The organism is Arthrobacter sp. SDTb3-6 (assembly GCF_013376095.1).
GTDB lineage: Bacteria > Actinomycetota > Actinomycetes > Actinomycetales > Micrococcaceae > Specibacter.
Map to the genome: position 1 here is coordinate 1 of NZ_JAAMFN010000142.1, position 510 is coordinate 510.

The 510-nt window shown below is 63.1% G+C and carries 1 protein-coding gene; it reads right to left on the reverse strand.

Annotation, left to right across the window (positions count from 1 at the left end):
• Window positions 1–186 precede the first annotated feature (186 nt).
• Window positions 187–510 (reverse strand): dihydrodipicolinate synthase family protein (locus tag G6035_RS20740; protein ID WP_371131085.1); only part of this gene is annotated, 324 nt, incomplete at its 5' end.

A 510-nucleotide genomic window follows, 5' to 3' on the forward strand; every position in this document is an offset into this window, starting at 1 on the left:
ATTGCCTGAACATCCCCTTGGGCTTCGCCGGGGCCGCCGGGGACCTTGATCGAGGCGATGCCCGGCAGCCGGACGATTCGCCCGTACAGCCCATCGGTGAAGGTGAAGTGCGTGGTCCCTGGATTGTCGTAGACGATGACCGCAAGCCCTGCATTCTCCGTCACCGTTCGATAGAGCACGAATACCTCATCTGCCGTAAGCGCCGGGTAGGACATGGCCGCCACCAGCCCGCCCGGCCTCTTTCACGTCCATCAGCACCTGGGAGGTGCGCAGCGCACTGACACCGATGACTACCGGTATCCCGCCGGCATGCTCGACCGCCAGATGGGCCACCCTTGCCAGCTCCCCACCCGTGAGATACGCGCAGGAACCCGTGGATCCGAGGGCGGTAATCGAATCCGTACCCGATGCCTCGAGCCGTTCCATGATTCGAATGAACGATGCCTCAGCAACGCCATCGTCTGCCAAAGGCGTCAGGGGACATGAACTGAGTCCTGTGCCATGCGGGTC